Genomic DNA, 20311 nt, shown 5'->3' on the forward strand with positions numbered 1-20311 from the left:
ACCCGTGCTGGGCGCACCAAAGAAGCAGCGAGAACCGTCCCCGCTGCTTCCTTCTAATTTTTTATTTTGGGAATGCTTAGGTATGTTCCTATACGCCACATCCATTCCATCGGCCCAAATTGATATCTATTCAACCACCATCTACTGATTATCATTTGAATAACGAATAAGACAATAGCTAATAAAATTCCAAGAAAGGTACCTATTTTTCCAAACAAACCGAAGCCATATCCATAGAAAATGGTTGTCATCACGATTGATTGTACTAAATAATTTGATAGTGCCATTCTTCCCACATATCCGAAGCCTCTAACTAGTTTTATAGAACCACGGTTGAAGAAGAGAAGACAGAAACCAGCGATATATCCTAGAGCAAGTAGTGGTCCACCTAGAAAATACGCTAAAAATTCAAGACTTTCATTTAGGGTGAAGACCATTCCTGTTTTAAGGAGGAGACCTAAAGGGATAGCAATCCAAGTGATTTTTACAAGGACAGATCGATAAGTATCTGGTTCGTGAATCCAACGTTTCTTTGCTATGTAACCACCAACTAAAAATAATGAAAAGGTCTGAGCAATCATTAGTATGAAACTAAAGATAGAAACAATAGCTGCAGTGATTTCTCTCTCTAGTTCACTAAGCTCTATGCCGTAATCCACTTTACTATAAGGATTTGCTGTAAAGCGATGGTGAACAATATCACTATATGTTCCAGTTGCTAACATATTTTGCTCATATTCTACATAAGATTCAAAGGTAACTTCCTCGTCTCCGCTAGGTATTATACCAATGAGGTTAATAAGGGTAATTAATGATATTGCCCAAATGAGAAGTGTTTTTGCCTTCCGTTTAACGAAAAAGATAAATAAAAATCCTGTAATAGCGTACGTAAGTAAAATATCACCATCCCATATGAAATAGGCGTGTACAAATCCTAGTGCAAGTAAAATCAGTAAACGTCGTGAAAATAACAAATAAAAGGGGCGTTGCTTCACTTGAGATCTTTCCCAAATCATAACGGCACCAAAGGCGAACAGCATACTGAAAATCGGATAGTAGCTACCCTGGAAAAACCAATTGATAAATTGATACGATATAAGATCTAATCCTGATGTAACTTGAGATGGTATATATTCCATTCCCACCATCCCATACTGAAAAACAAACATATTTACGAGTAAAATACCTAGAAGCGCAAATCCTCTTAAACTATCAATGTGGTTCAACCTTTCATTTGTGTCGAGAGGCGTAATTTGAACTTTCGTTTGATTATTGTTTTGCTGATCCATTTTATTCTCCCTTTCCTATCTATGTAAAAACATTGTCGCAAATCGTACCTACATACATTATCCTGTCAATATTTAGGAAAAGCAATAAAAATTTTGGAAGCAGTGGGGACGGTTCTCGCTGCTTCTTTTTTGACTGATATCGAGGGAGAGAGAAGATTACTAGGTACTCCTCCTCTCTGAATCTAACATTTTTACTAACTTTTCATTTTGGATAAAGTTCTTTTCTAGTATCCCAAAATATATGTGCGGGTTGAACGAATATATGTGCGGGTTTGCGAAATATATGTGCGGGTTGAACGAATATATGTGCGAATTTCGAGAATATATGTGCGAATTTCCCACTTTTATGTGCGAATGGCGTAAATATATGTGCACTTTCTGAATTGGAAGGGGGAACAGGTTCTAATTTTGTTAGAAGTTTATTACTTATAAGCAATCTTCCAATAATTAATACGCAGAACTATTATTATTCCTTTTAACTTGTATACATTTAGCAGACTGTCCTCCATTTAAAAACAAAATTAGCTTTTTTTAATTATTGCCCAAATATATGTGCGGGTTTGCGAAATATATGTGCGGGTTGAACGAATATATGTGCGAATTCCGAGAATATATGTGCGAATTTCCCACTTTTATGTGCGAATGGCGTAAATATATGTGCACTTTTCTGAGCGGAAGGATAAAAAGCGCATTTAAGCAGTAGAAGCAATGAGAACCGTCCCCACTGCTTCTACTAATTTTATTTCGCTAAACGAAGGAAGCAACGAGAACCGTCCCTAATGCTTCCTTTCTTACACCTCTTTCTTTAATGTCTCTATTCTTTCCACAATCTTGTCCTTTAGCTCACTCCATACCATAAATTGTTCTGTAGGAATCGACCATTGGAAGAACTCTAATGACGGAACAAAACGGAATCTTTTTAAATATTCTTTCGTTCTTTTATTCGTACTCTCATCCGTTTCATATAACCCTTTAAATGGGTCTGTCACTATGAGTCCATCTTGGCCAGCATATTCATTCGTACAAGTCATTACGTTTGGGATAACCTGAAACATATCTTCTTTTGGTAGAAATGCATGTTTCCCTGGTTGACTATATAGCTTAACATGTGTAGAATCTAGCAAATTAGATTGATCAAAGAGTAAGCCTCTCACAAACCTTCCATGAAAACTAGCCTCACAATTGACAACTTCTCCAGAGTGGCCCACATATACCCAAACATGCTCTAGGTCATACATATGTTGAATATCAAAATCCCAGTAGATAGCATACTCTATCACAAAATCAACCGATTCCTCAAAAACAAACTTTCTATGAAAAGAGGGAGATTCCTCGTTATTACCCAAAATAGTAACACCTATCCATTTCGGAAAGAAGGGTTCTCTTTTGTCGAAAAATAAATAGGGGCTATATTTTCGCACAAGCTCCAGATCTAACGTCACGTCAACAACAACCTCCTCACGCAATATCACGCACTAAATTATTTGCCCATTTATTAGAACGATATCGAAAAAAACCGATACATGCTTTTGAGACTTCTTCGAGTGCAAACATCAAATAAACCACTTCTATAGGCCAATGAAACACAAATGCCCCGAGAAAAACGAGAGGAAGAGCAATCCCCCAAGTTGTGAACAAGACAAGCTTCATGGAATAGATGTTGTCTCCACCTGATCTAAAAACACCGACAATCCAAATGTTATTGAGAAAGTACATCGTTAATACGAAACCTTGTATATATAAAACATTTCGAAACGTCTGTTGTACTTCTGAACTTAAATTGGTAAACAAACTAACGATGACTGGGTTCAACAGTATAATAAGCACACTAACAGTAATCGCAGAGTATACAGATAACTTTGTAAACTTTCTTGCATTTAGAATTGCTTCACTTGGATCCTCCAGACTTAACCTTTTTCCAATCATTACCTTGGCTGCATAAGAAAAGCCGAATATTCCCATCATAAAGTAGTTATTAAAGGATCGTGCAAGTTGATAGGTGGCAAGTGCTGTAACCCCCATATATCCAAAAGCAACAGCATATAACATATTACCAATAGACCAAATACCTTCGTGAAAAATTAGAGGAATCGTGACAATATACACTTTCTTCATGAATTTCTTATTAAAAGAAAATAAGGATTTTATAGAAGCATTTACATGATATTTCCGTCCATAGATAAACCCTAGTAACAACGTTGTACTAAGGATGGTGGAGTACAGCGTTGCGTAGGCAGCACCCTGGATTCCTAGCTCAGGGAAGCCAAAGTTTCCATAGATAAGTAAATAATTCAAAAGTGTATTTGTACCAAGTCCGATGAAACCGATAATCACATTAATTTTTACTTTCCCAATCGCTCCAAGTGCATTGCCATAAGAATCTTTCATAGCATTCAAGACATAAACAAACACAATAATCGATAGATATTGGACCCCTAACAATAATGCCGTTTCGTCGTGTAAGAAGATAGAAAGAAGTTGCGTTTTAAATAGAAAAACTACGATGGAGACAATACTAGATAAAACGATACTTGTCGTTAACATGATACCCAGCGATCTATGCACATTTTTCATATCATTTTTCCCGAAAAACTGAGTGATAAAAGCTGTTATTCCATAAGTTGCAGATAAAAGCATCCCAAGAATAAAACTAAATTGTCCTGCCGCAGCCACGGATGCCACCGCAACTTCTCCCAGCCTTGTTATCATGATCAAATCAACAAACGAAAAGGAATTGCTAAGGAGCATATGTATAACGAAGGGAATGACTAATATGCGAACTTCCCGTCTAAATTCCATTACACATCTCGAATGTTAACACTTTGAATGTAAACTTTTTTGCGCACGCAATCATACTGTTGTTCCTTTTCCTCTCTTAGTGCTTTGCCATTCCTCATGAAGTTGATCTACTAATGCCACTAGTTCTTCTGGCGACGAAATCGTATAATCGGGAGTTTCCATTTCGTCCGCAGGCTCCTTTGGATATCTAGGTGTCCAATCTAGGAAAACACTCGTCATTCCTAAACGATTTGCACCTTTGACATCCTTCGCTAAATTATTCCCTACCATAATAATTCGAGAATAGTCATCCTCTGTTAAGTCCATTGCTCCGACAGCAGCTTTAAACATACGTCGGCTTGGCTTACAAACTTTCACAGTTTCTGAGTAAGTCATTGTTTCAAAATAATCGTATAGACCATGATCTGTTAACATGTTTTTAAACGATTGAGCTAAACCATCCGCAACAAGAGCAAGGCGATAGCCTCTTTCTGCAAGCGACTTTACCATCACATCTGCGCCTGGGATAAGCTCGGCTTGTATAACAACATCATTTTCATCACGAATTTCTGTTCCTTCATCAATAATGGTATCTCCGCAGTCTAAAAATAGAATGAATTCTTTCTCGCTCATAATTGTTACCTTCCTTCTAGCGTTTTTTCTTCCGTAGCTACTATTCCCATAATGCCTTGAAGTGTCATTTCCTTTGCATGATGACAAGCAACGAAATGCTCCTCTTGGATTTCCACTAATGGGGGCTGTTCTGATTGACAAACCTCTGTAGCGTAGGAACAACGGGGATGAAAATGGCATCCACTCGGTCTATTTGTTGGGTTTGGTACTTCTCCCTTAAGAACAATCCGTTCTTTTTTTATTTCAGGATCAGGCTTTGGAACGGCTGATAAGAGAGCTTCTGTATATGGATGTTTTGGCGTTGTAAAAAGCTTGTCTGTTGTTGATAGCTCCACTATTCTCCCCAAATACATCACCGCAACTCGATCAGAAATGTGCTCCACTATGGACAAGTCATGGGCGATAAATAAATACGTAATGTCCATTTCTTCTTGGAGTTCTTTTAATAGATTAATAATTTGTGCTTGAATGGAAACATCTAGAGCCGACACCGCCTCATCACAAACGATGACCTTTGGATTCGTAATGAGTGCACGTGCAATCCCAATACGTTGACGTTGTCCACCAGAAAAAGAATGGGGATAGCGTTTTAAGTAGCTCACATCAAGTCCTGTTTTCTCCGCAATTGCCTTTACCTTTTCCTGTATTTCCTTTTTACTTAGTTTCGTCATTGCTTTTAGTGGTTCACTAATGATGTCATACACAGTCATTCTAGGATTTAAGGAAGAGAAGGGATCTTGAAATATCATTTGAATATCCTTCCTCACCGACTTGTATTGCTTTCCTTTCACTGTCAAAAAATCAAGTTCTCCTAAGGTATCTTGGTGATATAGCACCTTTCCAGATGAAGAAGAAATTCCCCGTACAACACATCTGCCTAACGTAGTTTTACCACAACCCGATTCCCCAACAAGACTGAACGTCTCACCTTTTTTTATCGTGAACGAAATGTTCTCGATCGCGGTTACGGACGTATGCTTGTTAACTTGAAATTCTTTCGTTAGGTTATCAATTTGCATGATGATGTCGGTCATATGGTTACACCTTCTTTCTCGTATAAGACGCAGCTCACGCGATGTTTTTCGTTAAGCTGTATCTCATGTGGGTCACGAACATCACACACACCGGGAATTCGATCTTTACAACGATCGAAAAAGCTACACATCGGTGGTAAGTCAATGGCTTGTGGAACCATTCCCTCGATTGATTTCAACTTTTCTTTCCTTCCCATCCCGATTTTCGGAATAGAGTCTAGCAACCCCTTCGTGTATGGATGCTTTGGATTTTTAAAAATATCACGCACTGGCGCATGTTCAACGACTTTCCCTAAATACATAACAGCTACTTCATCGCACATCTCTGCAACAATACCTAAATCATGAGTAATAAATAAGATAGACATGCCAAATTCCTCTTGCAACTCCTTCATTAGCTCAAGCACCTGTGCTTGAATAGTAACGTCTAACGCTGTCGTGGGTTCATCTGCAATCAGCAGCTCAGGGTTACAGGAGAGCGCCATGGCAATCATCGCACGCTGTCTCATTCCTCCAGAAAACTCATGTGGATATTGGTTGAACCGTCGATTAACATCAGATATCCCTACTTTTCCTAGCATCTCTAATGTTATTTTCTTTGCTTCCTGCTTATTTGTTGTGCGATGCAACAGAACTGCTTCCATAATTTGATTTCCGATCGTATATAATGGGGAAAAAGCGGTCATCGGTTCTTGGAAAATCATTGATATTTTTTTTCCGCGAATCGAACGAAGCTCTTTCCCATCTTGTTTTAACGTTAGAATATCTTGTTGTTTCCCATCGGATCCCTCTATGACAATACTACCTTCCGTTCGAAAGTCATCAGGGTTAAGCTGTAAAATTGCTTTACTTGTTAAGCTTTTTCCACAACCAGATTCTCCTACAATACCGAGGGTTTTTCCTTTTTCGATGGAAAAGCTCACTCCATCCACTGCCTTCATTAACCCTGCATCTGTTTGGAGGTGAATCTTTAAATCAGATACTTGTAAGAATTTAGTTACTTGTGTCATATTTTCCCCTCACATTCATGATGTTATTTATATGGATCAGCCGCATCACGCAGTCCATCCCCTAGAAAGTTAAATGCCAAAACCGTTATGATAACAAAACAAAGCGGAATCAACTTCCATGGGTAAATAGCGACATTTTGAATTTGTTGTGCCTCTTGGAGTAATACCCCCCAGCTAGTTGCTGGCGCTTGAATACCAAGCCCAAGAAAACTAAGTGCTGTTTCTCCTAGAATCATTCCTGGGATCGCTAATGTCATAGCAACTACTAAATAGCTGATAAATCCAGGTATTAAATGGACGGCAATGATCTTTAAGTCATTGACTCCTGCAATCCTCGCTGCCATCACATAGTCTTCATTTTTCAGGGAAATAAATTTACTCCGCACCACTCTCGCAAGTCCCGTCCATTCGATAAACGCCATAATAATAGTGATATAAAGAAACATTTGGACAACGGGAACTCTTGCTGGTATAGCGGCAGAAAGTGCCATCCACAAAGGGAGTGTTGGAAATGAACGGATGATTTCAATGATTCTCTGAATAACTGAATCTATCACACCACCAAAATATCCTGAAATACCTCCAATAATAATCCCTAATAGAAAACTGATCGTTACACCCACAAGAGGTATTGACAGGGAAATTTGGCTTCCAAGTACAATCCTTGAGAATAAGTCACGCCCTGTACCATCCGTACCAAATAAGAAGATTCTTCCCTCTTCTTCCACACCAAACAAATGAACATCCGTTTCAAATAGACCCAAGAACTTATACTTTTCTCCTCTTGTAAAAAATTGAAGGGAGTACTTTTCGGATGTATCTTCTACTAAAATGTTTCGTAATGTCTCTGGGTCTCTGGATGCTTCCAATCCATAAACAAATGGTCGAAACTGAAAGTTCCCCTCCTCATCTACAAAGTGAATTTTTGTCGGTGGTGCATTCATGTATTTACTGTCATAGCTTTGTAGTCCATAAGGTGCAATGAATTGACCAAATATTGCAGAAAAATAGAGTGTAAATAAAATAACAAGACTAATTCTTGCAAGACGATGTTTTTTTAACTTACGGATCATCAAGCTCCATTGAGAGGCCATGTAATAGGAATCATCTTGAAGCTTCGGCTTTCTGTTTTTCATTCGATTTATGTAAGTCGAGAACTCTAGTTTCATCTGTCACATTCCTTTTCTTTCTGAACGAATTCTTGGATCTAGCCATGCAAGTAAAATATCGGATATTAGCGTTCCTATCACAGTGAAGATAGCCATAAAGAATAGCCACGTACCAGCCAAGTACATGTCTTGCCCTAGTAATGCTTTATGCATTACTGGCCCTTGGGTCGGTAAGTTAAGCACAATCGCCGTAATGGTTGAACCAGTAAAAATGGAAGTAAGCGACCAACCAATCGTACTGACAATCGGATTAAGTGCTGCTCTCATAGGATATTTCCTTAAAATTTTCCCTTGTTTTAGACCTTTCGCTTTTGCGGTAAGTACGTTTGGCTTTGTCATTTCATCGAGCATCTGTCCACGCATTACTCGGATCAACTCACATGTATTAGCCGTTCCAATAACGACGACAGGTATTACTAAATGCTTTAGAAGATCAAAGACTTTTTCCACGCTCCAAGGTTGGTCTATAAATTGCTGAGATTGTAGTCCAAGCATCGGATCCCCCAAAAATACAAATGATAAATACATCAAAATAATAGCGAGAAGAAAGTTCGGGGTAGCCATCCCGATAAATCCTACACTCGTAAAAATATAGTCTCCTATCGAATATTGTTTCACTGCACTATAAACACCTATTGGAATTGCAACCAAATAGGTAAAAATCATGGAGGCTAATGAAACGATAATGGTCATCGTTGCATATTGCTGAATCACATCCATCACTGGCCTGTTATAACTAAAGGAGTATCCAAAATCTCCTTCTGTTAAAATGCCCCACATCCATTTCCCGTATTGGATATACCATTCTTGATCTAAACCATAAGATTGACGTAAACGTTCCATTTCTTGTTGATTTAATGACTCTCCATCTTGTTCAAGTTGAGCAGCATAATTACTAACAAAATCACCTGGAGGTAGTTGAATGATGAAAAACACAATGATGGATATAACAAACACAACAGGGATCATCATTAAAAACCTTTTTAATATATAACGATGCATATGTATTCCTCTCACTTTCCATTAACCTAGCAAATCCCTCTATAGTTGAAAGGAGACGACTGAAGAGAGGGGGATCTCTCCAGTGCCTCCCATTTTGCGAGACATTCTGAATCGTCTCCTATAAAAATAAGATAAACACTTCATCATGCGTACTTCTGGCTGATATCACCAGTTCAATAATTGGTCACTCTTTTATAAAGAATTGTGCTGGTTTTGCATGACCAAAGTTTCTAAACTCATCCGCGTCAATAATACCGTCTGGTACATTGTGTATATCGTTACTTACAACGATTAGGGATGGGGTTGGTCCAGTATACCCAATGACCCATTGATTTTTCTGATGCAGCTTGATGATTTCATCACTCCATTTATCTACTTCTTCTGACGTTCTTGAGGAAACAACATTACCCCAATACTCAAGTAGTAAAGCGATATCTCCCTCAGGCTTCACACCTTCCTCACCATTAGAAGAGTTGTAGAGACCGTAATGGCCATAATAACACGGAGTGGCACAATTGTGTCAGGTCTGAACGAAGTCTTAATAAGACTAACATTCTCTGTAGTTGCTGGAATTTTGTTATCATACTTCATTTCAAAGAACAAACCTTGATCTGCCAATCGTATATCAGTTTTTATTCCAACTGCTTCATAGTAATTTTTTAATAATTCTTCTAACATTCCGACTTGAGAATCTCCTCGTGTCTCTTGATAGATAGTGAGTCGTAACTCAGAGCCATCAGAAAACGTTCGAAACTCGCCAGCATTGTCCCAAATTAATCCGATTTCATCTAATAATTCATTCGCACGATCTACATCATACTCGATCCATTGATTTTCCCAACCGTCTTGATAGTTTGGAAGATTGTCTGGAACAGAGGATTGTTGTGGTTTTCCTAATCCTAGAGTTAATATTTCTGATAACTCATGACGGTCTACTGCTACAGATAATGCCTCACGGAAGCGAATATCCTGGAACAACTCTCGTAATTGTGGATCTTCTACCGTTTGGTTCAACTGAAGTCCCGTACTTGACCAAGCTGGCGGGTACCATTGAAGAATCCGGTAATCTCCACGAGCTTCATTCTCTTTCAGAACAGTAAAGTCAGAGAATGGAAAGGAACGAAGGTTGATATTTCCTGCCAATGCTTCTAATAGATAATGACTTCGATCTTGCATTCGGTCTAATACAATTCGATCAATATATGGTAATTGATTTCCTTCCGCATCCGTTTTGAAGAAATATGGATTACGCTCCATAATAAAGCGATCACTGTTAGGATCATTCGTTGCAACCCATGGACGAATACTTGGTCTTTCAGGGAATACCCAGAAATAGTATCCTGTCCATTCTCCAAATGCGTCTAAATCGTTATAGCCCCACTCATTTGCAATTTCTAATGCCTTTTCTTCCCCTACAAATTCTGGAAGGATTTCTTTATAAAAGTGAGCAGGAGCATACATCCATTTATTATCGATAGCAACTCGCTCTAAGAATAATACGCTTGGATATTTATGAATGACCTTAAATGTATAGTCATCTACTTTCACAACATCTGATCTTACCCGTTCTCCTGTTTCTGGATTAACCGAATAATAACAGTCATATAATGCTTTTCCGAAAGTCTCAGGGATTAGCATGTGCTCCCAGTAAAAAATTACGTCGTCCGCTGTAAATGGCTCTCCGTCTGACCATCTCATCCCTTCACGAAGATAGATCGTGTATTCTGTTGCATCTTCGTTTACGTCGTAGCCTTTTGCTACATTTGGCTCAATTCCTTCTCCATCCTCTGTAAAACGGAAAAGCGCCTCCTCTGTAATTTTCCCAATGCCCCATTTATCATCTGGTCCTGCCCAAGGATACATCCATTCTCCACCATACTCACCAATTTGCTCTAAAACTGGCTCAATCATTATGTCTTCCTTCACAGGCATTCTTTCATCTACAGATGGTAGTTCACCAGATGCAACAAGCTCCTTCAGCATCGGTGCTTCATGTAAGTCAGAAACGGACTCAGGTAAGTCATCATCTTGCTGATTTGTATCTTCCGTTTCGTTATTATTCGACTCCGTTGCTTGTGATTCTTGATCTGTACATCCTAACAATAGTAGGGATAATAATAGTAATCCAATAAGCAATAATGTGTACTTCTTTAACATGTATGAGCTCTCCTTTTTCACCATATCTTGATGAAACCTTATCCCATGCGACAAAGAAAGTGATTACACAGAGAAGTTATATATGAGATGATCGGTATCATGTATTATTTTCTACCCTAGCGGTTGAACCTCGCTCTTCTAACTCAATAGGAACTATAATTCGTTTCATTATCTTATGTTCAGCTTTTATTTGTTCTAGTAATAGCTTGGTAGATTCTGAACCTAACACTTCCCCATTTAATCGCATACAAGTTAAAGGAGGTGTTAGTTCTGGAGAAAACATGGATCCATCACTGAATGCCACTACGGATAAATCATTAGGAATTGAAAGACCCATTCCCTTTGCTGCACGGTAAACACCTAATGCCACTTTATCGTTATCAGTTACAACAGCTGTAATTCGAGGATTGTCTGTTAGCATTTTTACTGTTGTTTTAAATCCGAAGTCAATTGATGTGAGTTTTTCCGACCTATATAAGATGGTTTGTTGGTTATGTTTCATCCCAATCTTTTCTAACGCTTCCATATATCCTTTTTCTCTCTCCCCACTCACCGTTCTGATTTTCGGAGCATTTAAAAACAAAATATTCTCATGCCCCATTTCCAGAAGATACTCTGCAACCTGTGCAGCAGCTTGAGAGTTGTTGTTATCAACATAGGATAACTTGTCCTCGAATTCTTCTGGTGGCTTTCCAATAACAACTAAAGGGATGTTGTTTGCTTCCTTTTCACGGATCCTCGAATCATTTTTGGATGGTGCTAAAATGATTTCACCATCAACAGGATCAGACGCAACGTTTGATACCTGATGTTTATATTCCTCTGACAATGTGTTTACTAAGAGACGATAGCCTTGTTTATAGCATTCATTCAATACACCATTCATAAAAGAGAGGTGAAATTGACTGAATTTAATCTTTTCTCCTATTAAACTTAAGCCGATAATTCCTGTTTCCTTGATTGCTAAACTTCTCGCCATATAGTTTGGCTTGTAGTTTAATTGTTTTGCTATGTCTAGAACCCGTTCCCTCACCTCCTTACTAATCGGTCTCTTTTGACTAAACACATTGGATACTGTACTCTTTGACACTCCAGCAGCCTTCGCTACATCGTACATGGTTATCATTCTTCTCACCTTCCACACTCCACATATTAAACCGGTTTTATTGATATGGTTTTAAACTAGCGTTAACTTTTGTTAATTATCATGACTATCCGTTCATTTTCGACACATTCGATGGTTATTTGTTAAGGAAATAAATAGAAACCGGTTTCATTTTAATAAATCTAAATGAAACCGGTTTACCGCAGGCGGAGGAAAGCGGTGGGGAAGCAGCGGGGAAGCAGCGGGGAAGCAGCGGGGACGGTTCTCACTGCTTCTTTTTCGAATAATTACAATTGGAAGCAAAACGTTCATTCTCACTGCTTCGTTTTTGACAGATTTCGAGGGAGAGAGAAGAGTATTAGGTACTACTCCTCTCTTAATCTAACATTTTTACTAACTTTTCATTTTGGATAGAGTACTTTTTTTGGTATCCACAAAATATATGTGCGGGTTGAGCGTTTTTATGTGCGGGTTCAAGGAATATATGTGCGAAATCATGCAATATATGTGCGAAATTCTGATTATATGTGCGGATCGCGCAAATATATGTGCACTTTCCTGGAAGGAAGCAATGGGGACGGTTCTCACTGCTTCTTTTTCAACAAAATCCGTGTGGTGACAGTAGTTGACCACAGAAGACGTCTAATCATGTTCTTGGAAAGTCTCTAGATGCGAAGAAACTCGCTTATTTCCAAGAAATAAGCGAGTTTCTTTGTCTATGCTTTCAAAGGACCTCAACTTCTCACGCCTCCCCCCCTCGAATTACTGGTAATTCCCTAGTAGCCACCTAAACTATTTTGTTTGGCTAAACGAAGGAAGCAACAAGAACCGTCCCCGATGCTTCCCCGATGCTTCTACTCGATGCTTTTATATTTATTGCTTCCAGGAAGTTTCTTGATTTCATTCCAGGCCACTATCGCTTGTTTGCGACTTTTCCCTTTATTTTTTTCGTCTGAAAAAAAGTCTCGAATAAATGTATTATATTCAAATTGAGGTGCAATATTTTTCTTGTAAGAGGGATCTTTTTTCCTTCCCTCTTCTTCATACCAAGCATCTACAACATTATGATACCTTTTTCCTACATTGTTTTTAAAGTAGTCTTGGATGTATGTAGAAAAATGAAATTTCGGGATAACTGTCTTAAAAAAAGCTCTCACATCTTGACTACAACGGTGATTTTCCGTAATGACCGTTTCAAGACTTAAGTCTAATTGAGGTCCTCTCTTCGTATTCGCTTTTGTTTTTCTTATAGGCTTTGTTATCTCTCCTGTCCGAAGATATGTTTCAATTCTAGTGGAAAGCTCTATTTTAGAACCAGAAGCACTTATGCCAATTTCCCTACAAAAGGCTTGTAATTCTTCTTTTAACCAATAGAACTCTTGAAAATTCTCAACACTAATATTTTTCGTTAGGCTTGGTCTCATAAATTTTATACCCCCCCTGTCTACTTTAGAACAAACGTTCCCTCTAATCTACTATAATACCCCAAATAAAACAAAAGAAATTACGAAAGCACACAAGCGATAAAGAAAAAACGTAACTGGAGTAGGAGTGGTTATACTTTTCTTGATTCTTTGCCGATTAAAAGATCCTTGCAAAAGATGTCTTCTATCGAAGTGGAGACCAGAAACGTTCTACTCGTATACTGCCTGTAGTTTTATGCTCGGATTTCACATTTTTCCCGTCGGTAGGTTCTAGGAGCTACCTAACCATGAGGCACAAAAAATTCACTGTCATATAGACAAACGCATTAGCGCTATATATAGAAGGTGACTTAAACATGAAAAAAATAATAATTGGAGGGCTATAATTGAAGGAGAAAAGTTTTTATTTTTTGCTTGTAACAATGCTATCCCTGTTCATTACTGGGTGTTTTGCTGATCCAATACAGGAGGATCTTGAGGATTATGTTAACAATGGAATAATACCACTTGTTCCTGATGAGGAAGAGATTTTGGGTTTATACGAAAGCGTTACTGGTCACAATTATTCAGATGACTATGTTCTCTATAATACAATTCAATTTGATATTCTACCGAAATACCAAGACTTCATCCAAAAACTTGAAGCAATTAGACCTAGTACATCGGAAGTTAGAGAAATTCATGAAATATACATCAAAGCATCCAATGAGCAATATAGTGCAATGGTATTGATACTTGACGCGATAGACTACCAAGATCATGGATTGATAAATGATGCAAATAATCAACTGAATGAAGCGAGATCCTTATTTAGAACCTTCCAGTATGAGTTACAAGACTTGTTAGACGAGCATAACTTAGAAATGGAGGAACTAGAAGAACTAGCCCAACATTAACCTAGGAACAGTTTCTTCATTACAACGACTCAAGGAAACGCACCTTACGCAGTTTTGGAAGCAGTGAGAACCGTCCCCGCTGCTTCCTACTCTCTATAGTGTGTTTCTATATAGATTCTTTCTTCTTCCTCGGTAAGTAACCTCGTTGCCTTGCCTATCGTGCCTCCTTGTAATTTCCAGATGTCATTATGGTCTTCCACAGCTCTACTAAAATCACCATTTTGCCAACGTTTTAAGATGCTAAGATACAGTCCTTCATGACGAAAACTATTCGCTTCCACTACTTCTATTAATCTATCAATCCGTTCCTCCGTGATGCGCATTTTCCCCCACTTTTCATCCGCATACACCTTTTGATGTGACATCCAATGTATGTTGTTCTCAACCGCTTGCGCAGGTAAATCAAGTGGGAATTCTTCTTCTACCTCTTCTGCTGTTGGAATACCCCCCATGATTACTTCCTCTTCTTCCGAGTCACTCTCTTGTTCTCTTTCGTCAGAATCATCCGGTATAGGATTCTCCTCCAATTCATCTGCGTCACCCTGAGTTTCTTCTTGTTGAAAAAAACTGAACATACCATAACCTACAATAACAACAACTAGAACAACAACACTAATCCATTGTATTTTATTCATCCTAAAACGCCCCTATCTATCAACAGAGATTCTCTCTTCTTATTATAGACGTATTGAAGGAGAAAAAGTGGCGGATTTACCAATTTTTTTGAAGCAATGGGGACGGTTCTCACTGCTTCCTATTCGACAAAATTCAACTCGGTGACAGACACCAAATTACGAGTGATACCTACCTCCCTACCTAACTAGGCACTGGGAAACTCAGTTTGATACTAGTTCCTACATCTTTTTGTGACTCCACTTCTATCTCACCACCATGCACCTCAATAATTCCTTTGGCAATGTTCATGCCTAGTCCTGTTCCATCCGTTTTTTCCGTCGTATTGATTCCTCGATAATAACGTTCAAATAAATAATTTTTCGTCTCCTCGTCCATTCCAACTCCATTATCCTCAACCTTTAGATAAATACAGTCATCATGCTTTGTTAGACTAATATTAATCTTCGTTTTAGGAGGATTATGCTTTATCGCATTGTAAATAATATTTAGAAGCATACGCTCAAACAAATTCCTATCTATGTTAGTATGGATCGGCTCCTCTACCACAAAGGAAATGATTTGCTGATTTTTTCTAACATAAACATCATCGCTTGCTAATAATAGGATCCTTTGAATAAACTCCCCTAATTCCACCTCTTCTTTCTCAAGAGGAACTGCACCATTTTTTAGTTGAAATGCTAGCGAAAAGTCTTCTACAAGTTTTAACATATAATCGCCTTTTTCTCTCAGCGTTAGCCCAATCTCTTGAAGTTCTTCCTTCGTCCAATCATACTGATTACTTTCTAGCATATGACTATATCCCTGGATGCTAGTTAGCGGCGTGCGCAAATCATGAGAGATACCCGTCATCCATGCTTCTCTCGTTTTATCTAATCGTTCCCTTTCCTCTTTTGAAAACTTTAGTTTTTCTGCCATTTCTTTAAAAGCTTGAATTACCTCTTCATAAAGCTTGTACTTCCCACTTATTTTCCCTTTCTTCGTTACGATTTTTTCTCCATTCATTGTGTGAAGTACCTCATCATAGTTTCCTTTCCCAAGCTTTTCAAGCCATGTAACAAATAAAAATAAGGGTCTGCCATAACTAGTTGCATGCCATGCAGTGAAAATAATTCCTAACAACAAAATAATAACAGCTGCTAGAAGTAAGGTAATCGTGACTATTCGAAGAAAACTGTCATAAGAGAAGCCTTCCTCCCTTTCCGATAATAACAACCATGTATTGTTAGAATTTTCATCATAATATGAAGAAATCTCTTTTGCTATATCCCCTTTTCCCACATGGTAGGAGAATATTTCTACAGAACCGTATCTCTTGTTTTCCATATTGGACTCTCCGAATCTAGTAACGATATTTCCATAGGCATCAAGAATTTTCAAGCTACTATCAACCTTCTTTACCTCTCTAGCTAATTCATTTCGTTTCTCTTCATTATTATCTTGAATGTGTTGACTATATTCACTTACCCAAGACTCTAATAAATCACCGTAATGATTGGCATAACCCAATAGGTAATAATAGGGATTTTCATAATAGGTATCAATGGCATAAAACACTTTGTATTGGTTAAACCGTTTCGTTTTATCAATTTCTATTAGTTCCTGAAAGTTATATTTGTTCGGGAGATCCTCAGGTGCATCTATGGAGTAAATGACTTGACCTTCATAATCCAATACTTGAAGCCACATTTCTTTTTCTTTCAGTAGTGTTTCCCAGCCTGAGTATAAAGAAATACCATCACCTGAAATGGTAGCCTCATTAATAATCCCTTCTAAACCACCAACTGGAAAATTACGTTTTAACTCTTCTTTATATAGAAAATTAGAAAACGCTATGATTCCCCCTGAAAAAATGACAACAGCCAGAATAAAAAAGATGATAAATTGCACTGTGAAACGGGCTGCTAATCTTCGTTTTGTTCTTCTCATGTATTACTCTCCTTGATCAGCTTATAGCCCAGGCCCCTAACTGTTAGTAAATATTTTGGATCACTGGGATCTATCTCGATTCTTTCTCTAATTCTACGAATATGTACCATGACAGTGTTATCATCTACATAGCTATCCATTCCCCATACCGCTTCTAGCAACTGCGTTTTTGAAAAAACCTGATTAGGATGCTTACAAAAATAAAGAAGTAAATGAAAGACCTGCGCAGGACATGGTGTCACCACCCCATCAATAAGTAATTCTCCACCTTGCTCATTTATAGCGAATCGATCACAAGAATACACTAAGTTCCTTGTCGATTGTTCTTCCTTTGTTGTAACAGCTCCGTCTCTACGAATTTTCGCTTTTATTCTCGCGACGATTTCAAGTGGGTTAAACGGTTTTGTTATATAATCATCTGCACCAATAGCGAATCCTGTGAGTTTATCAAAATCGGAAACTTTTGCAGTTAAAAAAATAATATAGGCATTCGATAGTTTTCTCAGTTCTGGACAAATGTCAAATCCACTTCTATCTGGAAGCATGACATCTAACAGAATAAAATCAACTCTCTGTTTTTCCACCAAAGCCAGTGCCTGTGATGCTGTTTCAGCGATATAAATTTCGGAAAAACCTTCCTTCCTTAATACAGTCTTTACCATCTTTGCTATCGCTACCTCATCTTCCACAATTACTATTACTTGACCCCTCACGATTTCACTCTCCTTCAACAACATCCTAGCATATATACCTTACGAACAGCTTACGAAAATGAGATAAATAGTAAGGTTTTTGTTATCTACGCTTTCGCTTCTATTCATGTTCCTTATGTAAAGTGAAGAGGTAAAATAAATTAGAGAAGAGGGTTACGATGAAAACAGAACGGATACAATTAATTGATTCCATTAGAGGCTTGAGTCTGCTGGGTATTTTGATAGCAAATATGCTAATTTTTCAATATGGGATGTACGGAAAGGATGAGATCACCTTTCCCCTGTCTTCTTTTGATTCCACCTTTCATACATTGTTAAAAATAAGCGTGGAAGGGAGCTTCATGCCAATCTTCGCTTTCTTATTTGGATTTGGGTTAATAAAAATGAAGGAGAATTTAGAGCTAAATCAGATAGGGGTAAAAAGAACGTTCTTTCGTCGTTTTCTTTTCCTTGTTGTTTTAGGCTTTCTACACGGTACTTATTTATGGGAGGGCGACATTTTATTCTCCTACGGATTAGCGGGGATTTTCCTACTCTTGTTTTTGAAGAGAAAACCAAAAACGATCCTTGTTTGGGCTATTGTTCTATTTACAGCGTTATCGATCATGGGATATGGGTCTGTATCAAGCTCTATTGTGGAAGATCCTGATAAAATAAACGAATATATTAATGACGCTAACCAAGTTTATAGTGAAGGTACTTATCTAGAGGTGAAAGATTTCCGGAATAATGTTGATCCTTTAGAAGCATTAGGACTAACAGATGAGCTAATCGTGATCCTTTTCTTATTAGTTCCTTTCATTACTGCACCCCCATTTTTAGTTGGGATGTACGCCGCTAAGAAAGGTTGGTTCACGAAACCAACAGAAGAGATAGGATTTTACAAAAAGGGTACTATTTTATTGCCAATAGGATTGATTTTTAAAGCACTATACTATTTACTCCCAAACCAAGATTGGACTGGAATCGCATTTACAGCTGGATCCACACTCCTATCTCTAGGATACATCTTTCTTGTCTCTTATCTTTATATAGCATGGAATAAGAATGCTTTATTCCCTTGGTTTAGCTATGTAGGTAGGTTGTCTCTCACAAACTACCTAGTACAAACAGTAATCTTTACCACTATTTTTTACGGTTATGGGTTCGGATTCTTTGGAAAACTAGGGGTTTTTTATGGCTTTCTACTCTGTCTAGTTACCTATTTCATTCAAGCTTTACTCAGCAAATACTATCTAAAATATTGTAAGGTAGGACCAATTGAACGCATCGTCCGAAGTGTAACCTACTTCTCTCTATCAGGAAGACCAAAACCGAAACACACACCTACAAAAGAAAAACCAATCGGCGCGTAAAGCAGTGGGGAAGCAGTGGGAAGCAGTGGGAAGCAGTGGGGACGGTTCTCGCTGCTTCTTTTTAGAATAATTATTATTGGAAGCAATAGGGTAAGTATCTGCTGACCACCATAAACCTTGCAGTATTGTCACCAATGAAACTATCATATCTCGCAAGCTGTCCATATGGAATATATGTGCGGGTTGGACGAATATATGTGCGAGTTTCCTACTTATATGTGCGAATTCCTTACTTTTATGTGTGGATCTCTTAAACTGTTTACCAATATGGGTACAATATCAGATTTTATGTGTGAGTTGGGCGATTATATGTGCGGGTTGAATAAATATATGTGCGATTTCCCAACTTATATGTGCGAGTTGGACGAATATATGTGCGAATTCCTTACTTATGTGCGGATCACGCAAATATATGTGCACTTTCGCCGATTGGGAGGATATATCTGGTTCTAGCTTTATGCAGAGCCTCAAAAGCTCCCCCCTTCCTCAGTCTTTGACTCTCTCACACTATAAGTAGGAAAAGACTGCAGCAGTTTGGTTGTAACTAGCAGAACCATGCCCATATTCTGCCCTGTCTGCAGCTTTATATTTCGTTTCGCTAAACGAAGGAAGCAAGGAGAACCGTCCCCATTGCTTCTTCAGATACGGGAGCATTTGATTAATCGCACTACGATTGTAAGAAATCCAATTCACCTCTTCCGTTTCTCTTGTATTTTGGATATTATTGTAATTGAAATAACTTTTTAAGGGATATTAGAAAATATTTGGAATACATTTAGAATGGTAGCTACCTAGTTTTCCAGAAGTTTTATGATTGGTTTGTAAAAGGTATGTTCATTTATCTTCTTATCTCTTTGTAGGAAAGCTTGAACATTTTTCATAAGGAGGAAAGATATGACAGAAAATAGCCAAAAAATCATTATACAGCATGAGCCTTCCAATGGGTTGGCTACAGCAGGGTTAGTAATGGGTATCTTAGGGGTTGTTTTAAATCTTATACCTTTCATACCGTACATATTTGGTGTTTTAGCAATCATATTTGGTGTCGTAGGGATGAAAGGTACCGTTAAGACTGGAGTCGCAAAAGCTGCACTAATTCTAGGTATTGTTACAATTTCTCTTAAATTCTTATTTTGGATATTCATTTTTTTCCTAGGAAGTATCTAAAGGTCAAAGAAACGCAC

At 38.1% G+C, this 20311-nt stretch carries 19 protein-coding genes; 3 read left to right on the forward strand and 16 right to left on the reverse strand.

The features are described from left to right. Positions 1 to 53: 53 nt before the first annotated feature. The 12 genes from ACERII_RS23515 to ACERII_RS23570 all read right to left on the reverse strand — a co-directional run bounded on the left by ACERII_RS23515 (position 54) and on the right by ACERII_RS23570 (position 13601). Positions 54 to 1289 (reverse strand): DUF418 domain-containing protein, encoded by a 1236-nt coding sequence (locus ACERII_RS23515; protein ID WP_373645424.1) that lies wholly within the window; start codon positions 1287 to 1289, stop codon positions 54 to 56. 791 nt (positions 1290 to 2080) lie between these two features. After that, entirely contained in the window at positions 2081 to 2731 is a 651-nt protein-coding gene (locus ACERII_RS23520) for a hypothetical protein (RefSeq protein ID WP_373645425.1), read from the reverse strand. Between the two features lie 16 nt (positions 2732 to 2747). Then, positions 2748 to 4088, reverse strand: a complete 1341-nt coding sequence (locus ACERII_RS23525) for an MATE family efflux transporter (RefSeq protein ID WP_373645426.1) — start codon at positions 4086 to 4088, stop codon at positions 2748 to 2750. 51 nt (positions 4089 to 4139) lie between these two features. After that, positions 4140 to 4700, reverse strand: coding sequence for an HAD family hydrolase (locus ACERII_RS23530; RefSeq protein WP_373645427.1), 561 nt, complete (start codon positions 4698 to 4700; stop codon positions 4140 to 4142). Positions 4701 to 4705: 5 nt separating this feature from the next. Beyond that, positions 4706 to 5734: an ABC transporter ATP-binding protein gene (locus ACERII_RS23535; RefSeq protein ID WP_373645428.1), complete on the reverse strand. Its 1029-nt coding sequence runs from the start codon at positions 5732 to 5734 to the stop codon at positions 4706 to 4708. Then, on the reverse strand, positions 5731 to 6744 hold the full coding sequence (locus ACERII_RS23540) for an ABC transporter ATP-binding protein (RefSeq protein WP_373645429.1): 1014 nt from the start codon (positions 6742 to 6744) through the stop codon (positions 5731 to 5733). The genes ACERII_RS23535 and ACERII_RS23540 overlap by 4 nt, the downstream gene beginning before the upstream one ends. A 23-nt stretch (positions 6745 to 6767) precedes the next feature. Beyond that, positions 6768 to 7913 carry an ABC transporter permease gene (locus tag ACERII_RS23545; protein ID WP_373645430.1) on the reverse strand — a complete coding sequence of 382 codons (1146 nt, stop codon included), beginning with the start codon at positions 7911 to 7913 and terminating at the stop codon, positions 6768 to 6770. A 3-nt stretch (positions 7914 to 7916) separates the two neighbouring features. Then, a complete protein-coding gene (locus tag ACERII_RS23550) occupies positions 7917 to 8915 on the reverse strand; it encodes an ABC transporter permease (RefSeq protein WP_373645431.1) in 999 nt (332 codons plus the stop codon). Between the two features lie 184 nt (positions 8916 to 9099). Continuing rightward, positions 9100 to 9366 carry a hypothetical protein gene (locus tag ACERII_RS23555; RefSeq protein WP_373645432.1) on the reverse strand — a complete coding sequence of 89 codons (267 nt, stop codon included), beginning with the start codon at positions 9364 to 9366 and terminating at the stop codon, positions 9100 to 9102. Continuing rightward, the gene (locus ACERII_RS23560) at positions 9363 to 11072 is read right to left on the reverse strand and encodes an ABC transporter substrate-binding protein (RefSeq protein ID WP_373645433.1); all 1710 of its coding nucleotides are present in this window, start codon (positions 11070 to 11072) and stop codon (positions 9363 to 9365) included. Before ACERII_RS23560 ends, ACERII_RS23555 begins: the two co-directional genes overlap by 4 nt. A gap of 97 nt (positions 11073 to 11169) precedes the next feature. After that, entirely contained in the window at positions 11170 to 12198 is a 1029-nt protein-coding gene (locus tag ACERII_RS23565; protein ID WP_373645460.1) for a LacI family DNA-binding transcriptional regulator, read from the reverse strand. An 833-nt stretch (positions 12199 to 13031) separates the two neighbouring features. After that, the gene (locus ACERII_RS23570) at positions 13032 to 13601 is read right to left on the reverse strand and encodes a DUF6434 domain-containing protein (RefSeq protein WP_373645434.1); all 570 of its coding nucleotides are present in this window, start codon (positions 13599 to 13601) and stop codon (positions 13032 to 13034) included. A 386-nt stretch (positions 13602 to 13987) separates the two neighbouring features. On the opposite strand from ACERII_RS23570, the gene ACERII_RS23575 reads away from it, so the two are divergent. After that, on the forward strand, positions 13988 to 14497 hold the full coding sequence (locus ACERII_RS23575) for a hypothetical protein (protein ID WP_373645435.1): 510 nt from the start codon (positions 13988 to 13990) through the stop codon (positions 14495 to 14497). 86 nt (positions 14498 to 14583) lie between these two features. Here the strand turns inward: ACERII_RS23575 and ACERII_RS23580 are convergent, their stop codons facing one another. The 3 genes from ACERII_RS23580 to ACERII_RS23590 all read right to left on the reverse strand — a co-directional run bounded on the left by ACERII_RS23580 (position 14584) and on the right by ACERII_RS23590 (position 17772). Next, on the reverse strand, positions 14584 to 15132 hold the full coding sequence (locus tag ACERII_RS23580; protein ID WP_373645436.1) for a DUF6241 domain-containing protein: 549 nt from the start codon (positions 15130 to 15132) through the stop codon (positions 14584 to 14586). A 181-nt stretch (positions 15133 to 15313) separates the two neighbouring features. Next, a complete protein-coding gene (locus ACERII_RS23585) occupies positions 15314 to 17059 on the reverse strand; it encodes a HAMP domain-containing sensor histidine kinase (protein ID WP_373645437.1) in 1746 nt (581 codons plus the stop codon). After that, on the reverse strand, positions 17056 to 17772 hold the full coding sequence (locus ACERII_RS23590) for a response regulator transcription factor (RefSeq protein WP_373645438.1): 717 nt from the start codon (positions 17770 to 17772) through the stop codon (positions 17056 to 17058). Before ACERII_RS23590 ends, ACERII_RS23585 begins: the two co-directional genes overlap by 4 nt. Before the next feature lie 158 nt (positions 17773 to 17930). Between ACERII_RS23590 and ACERII_RS23595 the strand changes: the two genes are divergently transcribed. After that, entirely contained in the window at positions 17931 to 19127 is a 1197-nt protein-coding gene (locus ACERII_RS23595) for a DUF418 domain-containing protein (RefSeq protein WP_373645439.1), read from the forward strand. Positions 19128 to 19634: 507 nt separating this feature from the next. Here ACERII_RS23595 and ACERII_RS23600 read toward each other — a convergent pair. Next, positions 19635 to 19820: a hypothetical protein gene (locus tag ACERII_RS23600; protein WP_373645440.1), complete on the reverse strand. Its 186-nt coding sequence runs from the start codon at positions 19818 to 19820 to the stop codon at positions 19635 to 19637. A gap of 201 nt (positions 19821 to 20021) precedes the next feature. On the opposite strand from ACERII_RS23600, the gene ACERII_RS23605 reads away from it, so the two are divergent. Continuing rightward, the gene (locus ACERII_RS23605; RefSeq protein ID WP_373645441.1) at positions 20022 to 20294 is read left to right on the forward strand and encodes a DUF4190 domain-containing protein; all 273 of its coding nucleotides are present in this window, start codon (positions 20022 to 20024) and stop codon (positions 20292 to 20294) included. Positions 20295 to 20311: the final 17 nt, after the last annotated feature.

The organism is Evansella sp. AB-rgal1, from assembly GCF_041820985.1.
In the GTDB taxonomy this organism is placed as follows: domain Bacteria; phylum Bacillota; class Bacilli; order Bacillales; family Salisediminibacteriaceae; genus Evansella.